The organism is Nostoc sp. (genome assembly GCF_036917355.1).
Taxonomy (GTDB): Bacteria; Cyanobacteriota; Cyanobacteriia; order Cyanobacteriales; family Nostocaceae; genus Nostoc.
In genome coordinates this window covers 1-6,265 of sequence record NZ_JBALDP010000002.1, presented here as the reverse complement: position 1 = coordinate 6,265, position 6,265 = coordinate 1, and the positions used below count along the sequence as shown (strand labels likewise).

Annotated in this window: 5 protein-coding genes; 2 read left to right on the top strand and 3 right to left on the bottom strand. The window is 40.4% G+C overall.

Going from position 1 to position 6,265, the window contains the following annotated elements; all coding sequences use genetic code 11:
• Positions 1-219 precede the first annotated feature (219 nt).
• The gene (locus tag V7K53_RS00380) at positions 220-837 is read right to left on the bottom strand and encodes a hypothetical protein (RefSeq protein ID WP_335195737.1); all 618 of its coding nucleotides are present in this window, start codon (positions 835-837) and stop codon (positions 220-222) included.
• A 156-nt stretch (positions 838-993) separates the two neighbouring features.
• Here V7K53_RS00380 and V7K53_RS00375 point away from each other — a divergent pair, with 156 nt between their 5' ends.
• Complete coding sequence (locus V7K53_RS00375) at positions 994-1,749, top strand: TspO/MBR family protein (protein WP_335195736.1); 756 nt, start codon at positions 994-996, stop codon at positions 1,747-1,749.
• Positions 1,750-1,940: 191 nt separating this feature from the next.
• Here the strand turns inward: V7K53_RS00375 and V7K53_RS00370 are convergent, their stop codons facing one another.
• The gene (locus V7K53_RS00370; protein ID WP_335195735.1) at positions 1,941-2,918 is read right to left on the bottom strand and encodes an aromatic ring-hydroxylating dioxygenase subunit alpha; all 978 of its coding nucleotides are present in this window, start codon (positions 2,916-2,918) and stop codon (positions 1,941-1,943) included.
• Positions 2,919-3,037: 119 nt separating this feature from the next.
• Between V7K53_RS00370 and V7K53_RS00365 the strand changes: the two genes are divergently transcribed.
• A complete protein-coding gene (locus V7K53_RS00365; RefSeq protein ID WP_335195734.1) occupies positions 3,038-3,256 on the top strand; it encodes a hypothetical protein in 219 nt (72 codons plus the stop codon).
• On the opposite strand, the gene V7K53_RS00360 is transcribed toward V7K53_RS00365, so the two are convergent.
• Positions 3,251-6,265 (bottom strand): leucine-rich repeat domain-containing protein (locus V7K53_RS00360; protein ID WP_335195733.1); only part of this gene is annotated, 3,015 nt, incomplete at its 5' end. The two genes, V7K53_RS00365 and V7K53_RS00360, sit on opposite strands and share 6 nt — an antisense overlap.

The following is a 6,265-nucleotide window of genomic DNA, read 5'->3' as shown; positions in this document are numbered from 1 at the left end:
GCGATTTCAATCTCAAAAGGACGGCTCATGAGTATTCAAATTTATCAAGTTTGCTTCCCTCTATTATATGCAGCTTCATATTAAATTGGTATAAGTAGGTAGACATAATTAAATATAAAATAAACTCCTAGTTTGTAGGGAGCGATTTATCGCTCAGAGCAAGGATTATCAGGACTAAAATCCTTACTACAAACTTTAAATTTATTTATGCCTAAATATTTAACTACAATAAGCCAGACTGCTTAATCCAGGAGTATTTACTAAGTCAGTATTGACTATCCAACCATTACCAGATAACTCTCCAGGGAAACTTCTGGAAAGGTCGATTTCTACCCAAATGTAATTCTCAGATTTGTATGACTTAACAATATTACCTGTAACCAAGTTCACAAACACAACTGTGTTTGGATAAAGTGTTGTAATAAAAGGTTCTTTTGTACTTGGTTGGCGACGTATAGTTTCCTGTCGTACAATTTGCCGACATACACTGCCAATAGTAGGTTTACTCCATAGGTTTTGAGCGTTGTTATTCGGCTGACAAAACTTCAACACAGCAGTTTGAATAAACCCTGAAGCCGGAGCTTTAATTCTGACAAATCTATCTCCACTAACTGGGATATATGCTAAAGTAATCCTTGTTTTTGCCGACAATATTCTGATAGCATGGGATGATGTTGAAGGTTCTTTGAAAATTGGAGTATTTATTTTAGTTGCACGACAATTTGACTGTGCAGAATTAAAGGGAGTCTGTGCGATTTGAGCAAATACAGGTACACTCAGAGCAAACGTAGCAATATTTACGAGAGTAAAAATATACAATAACTTCTGAAATTTCACGTTTTTTCCTCAATATCAGTTATGAGAGACTGTACATTAGATTCGAAACTTATAAACTCTGATGTTAAAAGAGCCTAACTAAATTATTTTTAACTATTAGAATATCATATAATGACTTATTACTACTAATTACCAACTACGCGCCATCTCTTAATTATGAATAAATCCAACAATAGTGGAATAGTGGAACAGTTTGTTAATACAGTGATGGGGGTAAAATCTGGGAATCAACAACAGTCTCTAAACACATCAATAGCGACTACACAAGAACTAGATATCAAAGCAGTTTTAGTTTATACACTAGGGACTATTCTACAAATATTAGTCATGATTCTCGTATTACTGGGAATGGAAAAATTAGTAATGTTGATTGATAATAATCTTTCTTTTTCCAGTTGGTTTAGCACCTTATTGACTGGATTATTTTTTGCTCTATTAAGTATCCGTTCTCGAATTTTTTCCCTTTTAGATAATACCCGTTCTCGTCAGACCTATGACCAGGTAATCAGACCAAAATGGTCTCCTCCACCTTTAGTATTTCCCATAGTTTGGATGATAATTGCTGTTTTGCGGGTAATTTCTTCTATATTTGTTTGGCAGCAAATGAATCACCATTTTTTAGTGTTGCCTTTAATTTTGTTTGTGGTACATCTGGCTTTAGGGGATACTTGGAATACGATTTTTACTGTCGAGCGGAGATTAGGTGCTGCTGTACCTGTAGTGATTTTAGGCCCTTGGTTATCTGCTGTAATGGTGACGGCAATTTATTGGCAAACTAATCCTATAGCAGGAATGACTTTATCATTTTCTTGTGTGTGGTTAACTGTAGCTGCTGTTTTGGTATTTAGAATTTGGCAATTAAATGGATCTGAGCCATTGTATCCTTTAAAACTAACACCTGTGGATCAATAAATGCCCAAAATCAACCTTGATATGAAAGCCAGGAAAAATATTACTTGATTTTGGATTACCGCATTCAACATACATAAAAAACGGTAGAGTAATTAACAATCTACCGTTTTTTTAACTCTTTCAGAGGGTTGGTTTCTAAACCAATTTTATCTAAATCTTTTTTTAATCATAATGACAAGCGTCGCCAAGTTTTAAATAGTGCCGAAAGTAACACCCTGTTTTTTGAGCCACTTCCGGTATGCTATAGAATAGCGATCGCTCGGTAAATGTACTTCTGATTGCAAATCTAAAGGTAAGCGTCGGGGTTGCTGCGACTCGACAATGGCAATATCTTGACTAGCAACTTTATTTTGAATATCTAGGTACACTTCCACTTTTAGTTCGCGGACACTGTTTACCATTAACCAATATTGGGCAACGCACTCATCTTCATCGACTGGTGTAATTGTATAGAAGATATTTAAACGACGATCTCCAGGCCCAAGTTTAAAGTATGCCACTAGCGGACGGAAAATGCGGTAATCGTAAGTGTTGAAAATCAGTGGTGCTTGGTGAGGATTACCGGAATTAAAATCTAGTTCCCACAAACCACATTTGAAACTAATCCCATCTGGAAGAGATTCTAATTCATAGTGCATCAACTCAGGATGACTGGCGTGGGCAAATAATCCTGAATGCAAAATTGGGAAGTGTGCCGGATCGATGAAATTTTCCAGCACCCGCAAAGGGCTAGAGTGATAATAGTATGGGCCACAGAAAATCTTCTGATAGACCGGATCGTACCACTCAGAAAACGGAGCTATGTCTCGTTTTGGTGTCCCTAAACAAACCCAAAGCAGATCGTAACGCTCTTGAATTTGGTAAGTTTTAACACAAGCTTGGACAGGGGGCGATTGTTCGGGATTAGCCGGAACTTGTACACATTTTCCCTCACTATTAAAGGCTAAACCGTGGTAAGGACAAACAAGAGTCTCTTTGTTGACATATCCTAGAGAAAGACGAGCACCACGATGAGGGCAAAGGTCTTGCCAAGCTAAAACTTTGTCGCCATTATGCCAAAGCACTATATTTGAGCCTAATAAGCGCTTTTGCAGAACTGTTCCAGGTTGGAGGTCTTGCGATCGCGCTATTACATGCCAATCATTCAGCAAAATCTGGTCTTGCACCATGAGTATCGACACCCGTCAGGTCAAATATTTATATCTTAATCATCCTGGGGAAAAACTTAGGCGATCGCAAGATACGATCGCAGATTTGCAAATAAACTTTATTCTACTTAAGAAATAAATTGTGTATTACTTTAGGTTCATTGCTGTTAATATTGGCAGCAACAGGTGCAAGTTGGTATTATGCCATGATTGTTAATTTGGAAAAGGTTGCGATCGCCCCTAGAATTAGCAAAGTCTATTTACCAGAGGGAAGCTTTAGTTCAATGCCTAATTTGCTCCCTATTTCCATAACATTTAAGTTGAATTTGGTTAATGTTGACATAGGTTCTATTTTATGACTTTATTGCCTCTTCGACTTTTTCGCAAATTTTCACCCAAGCTTGGTTACATTCTGCCTTACTTAGACCGTCGAGGGGTTTATCTGGAGAGTGAGCAGCTTGGTATTCTTGGATGTCGGTTTTTCTGTATGAGCTTCCACTAATTGGAATCCAGATAATGGTTAATCCCTCTTGTTCGGCTGCGTTGAGTAAGGGGGGTAGCTCATCTTTGTGGATGAAATCAGAGGCTATAAAGTTAGGGCTTACTAACAGGATAGCAACCTTAGCCGTGGCTAATGCTTTTTCAATCTCGGCTTTCCATTTTGCGCCAGGTTTGATTTTGGTGTCATCCCAAACGATCAAACCTTCTGCACGAATATAGGGTTTTAGTTGTTTTTGCAGTTCTGTTAACCATTCTGCATCTTGATGACTGTAGCTAACAAATATTTGATTTCTGATGCTTTCTGACATAATTAGTTCTTTAATGGGGGCTGGTTCAATAATTCCTTTGTCTCTATCTTTGTCTATTTGTTGTCTTTGTCGAGTTCTTATATCTTCATATCCATCAAGTAGTTGACGCAAATCGAGTTTTAATTTTAGTTTGCCGATGGTAATTGTGCTTTCACCCATTGATTCGAGTCCGAGGAGTTCTTGGTAGTCGAGGGGCGGATGCTTGGGGTGATTGGGAACGGGAACCCATTCGGTGATTTCGAGATTGGGGAGACTTTTGTGGATTTTTTGGAAGACATCGCGGAGGATGCCGAGAAATAAGCGGCGGGTTTCTTTGCGTCCGCTAATAGTGATGAAGATTTTTTTGTCTTCGGGATCGGCTTTGATCTGAGCGATGTTGTAGATTTCGTTGTTTTCTTGATATTGCAGCATTACGCCACTGCGCCAATAGATTTGGTTATGAATTTTTTCGTGTGTGTTGACAATGAAGCGGGAAATGATGCTTTCGGGGAGAACTTTGTAATGGTATTGAAATTCCAGGGTTTCGCCTTGGAGTTCTGTTTCGTCTGCTTGGTCTTTAGGCAAAAGTCCTGCAATCAGAAATTGTGGTGGGTCACATTCTAATGCAAAGCAAAGCTCAAATTCTTTCATCAGCCCGATCAAATAGTTATGACGCTTAGTGGGGTATCGCTCTGGATTGAGGATGCGGGTGAGATCGGCGGGGGTGAAAATGCCTTTGGTTTTAGTTTTGAGGTTTTCATCGCTCAGGAGCGCATAAATGCCTTCTGTCACCCAGTTGGGTTTGAGGACTTTGGTATCTTTGAGGATGGGATGCTCGCGGAAGTTGAGAACTAAGCCAAGTCGATGGAGGAGATCGATGAGTTGATCTTGGTTTTGTTCTTCGGGAATATTGTTTTTGTAGCAGATGCCGATATAGCTGCTGTAGGTGATGAAGTCTTCAGTCATGGCTTCGAGTTGTTGTTTAACCTCAAACCATGTCAGGGGTAGAAGATCGTAGACTTCTTTGAGGTTGCCGACTTGCTGGAAAATGGCGGTGCGCAGTTCATCAATGCCGATATTGTCTTGGCAGGAGGTTTCGATAATGGCTTGGATGTTAGAATATTTTTCGCGTAATGCCTTGCGGTTGATGTCGAGGGGTTGTTCGTCTTTTTTGTTGCCAACGATAATCACGGGGGATTTTCCACCGAAGCTTTCGATTAGTTTCAGCCAATATTCGATGCGGTTTTCTTCTTCGCTGGTGCGACAATTACAAACTAGGAGATAGAGGCTGCGCTTAGTCAGAAAAAACTGATGGGTTGCATGATAAATTTCCTGTCCGCCAAAGTCCCAAACATTGAGGCGGATGTCTTTGCTATTGACCGACACGTTCCAAGTTTCTACATTGAGTCCATCGGTTTGGGATTGATTTTTGTCATATTTATTGCGGATTAGTCGCTCAATGAGGGATGTTTTGCCGACGCTACCTTGTCCGATGAGTAAGAGTTTGGCTTCGTTGAGTGGACGCACTTCACCGCTACGGAGTAATCGCAAGTAATTGAAAATGTCTTCAACTGAACCAACACGATCAAAAGATCCCAAAATCTCTGGTGAAATAGGAAGCGGATTTCCCCGTAAATCTAGTGTTTCCAATTTCGGCAAACTTTCGATCGCCTCTGGAATCTGGGTTATTTGGTTGTCATTGAGGTCAAGCTGCGTCAGATTGGTTAAATTAGCGATCGCCTCTGGAATCTGGGTTATTTGGTTGTAACTGAGGTGAAGCTGCGTCAGATTGGTTAATTTAGCGATCGCCTCTGGAATCTCGGTTATTTGGTTGTAACTGAGGTGAAGCTGCGTCAGATTGGTTAATTTAGCGATCGCCTCTGGAATCTCGGTTATTTGGTTGGAACTGAGGATAAGCTGCGTCAGATTGTTTAATTTAGCGAGCGCCTCTGGAATCTCGGTTATTTGGTTGGAACGGAGGTCAAGGTTTGTCAGATTGGTTACATTAGCAATCGCCTCTGGAATCTGAGTTATTTCGTTGCTATTGAGGATAAGCTGCGTCAGATTGGTTAAATTAGCGATCGCCTCTGGAATCTGAGTTATTTCGTTGCTATTGAGGATAAGCTGCGTCAGATTGGTTAAATTAGCGATCGCCTCTGGAATCTGGGTTATTTGGTTGTTACGGAGGTCAAGCTGCGTCAGATTGGTTAAATTAGCAATCGCCTCTGGAATCTGGGTTATTTGGTTGCCATCGAGGTCAAGCTGCGTCAGATTGGTTAATTTAGCAATCGCCTCTGGAATCTGAGTTATTTGGTTGTTATAGAGGTGAAGCTGCGTCAGATTGGTTAATTTAGCAATCGCCTCTGGAATCTGAGTTATTTGGTTGCCATCGAGGTGAAGCTGCGTCAGATTGGTTAATTTAGCAATCGCCTCTGGAATCTGGGTTATTTGGTTGTTACGGAGGTCAAGCTGCGTCAGATTGGTTAAATTAGCGATCGCCTCTGGAATCTGAGTTATTTCGTTGCTATTGAGGATAAGCTGCGTCAGATTGGTTAAATTAGCGATCGCCTCTGGAATCTG

Excerpts from the sequence above, each read along its gene's own strand:
- V7K53_RS00375 (WP_335195736.1), top strand. The coding sequence starts at position 994 with ATGAATAAATCCAACAATAGTGGAATAGTGGAACAGTTTGTTAATACA.
- V7K53_RS00370 (WP_335195735.1), bottom strand. The coding sequence starts at position 2,918 with ATGGTGCAAGACCAGATTTTGCTGAATGATTGGCATGTAATAGCGCGA.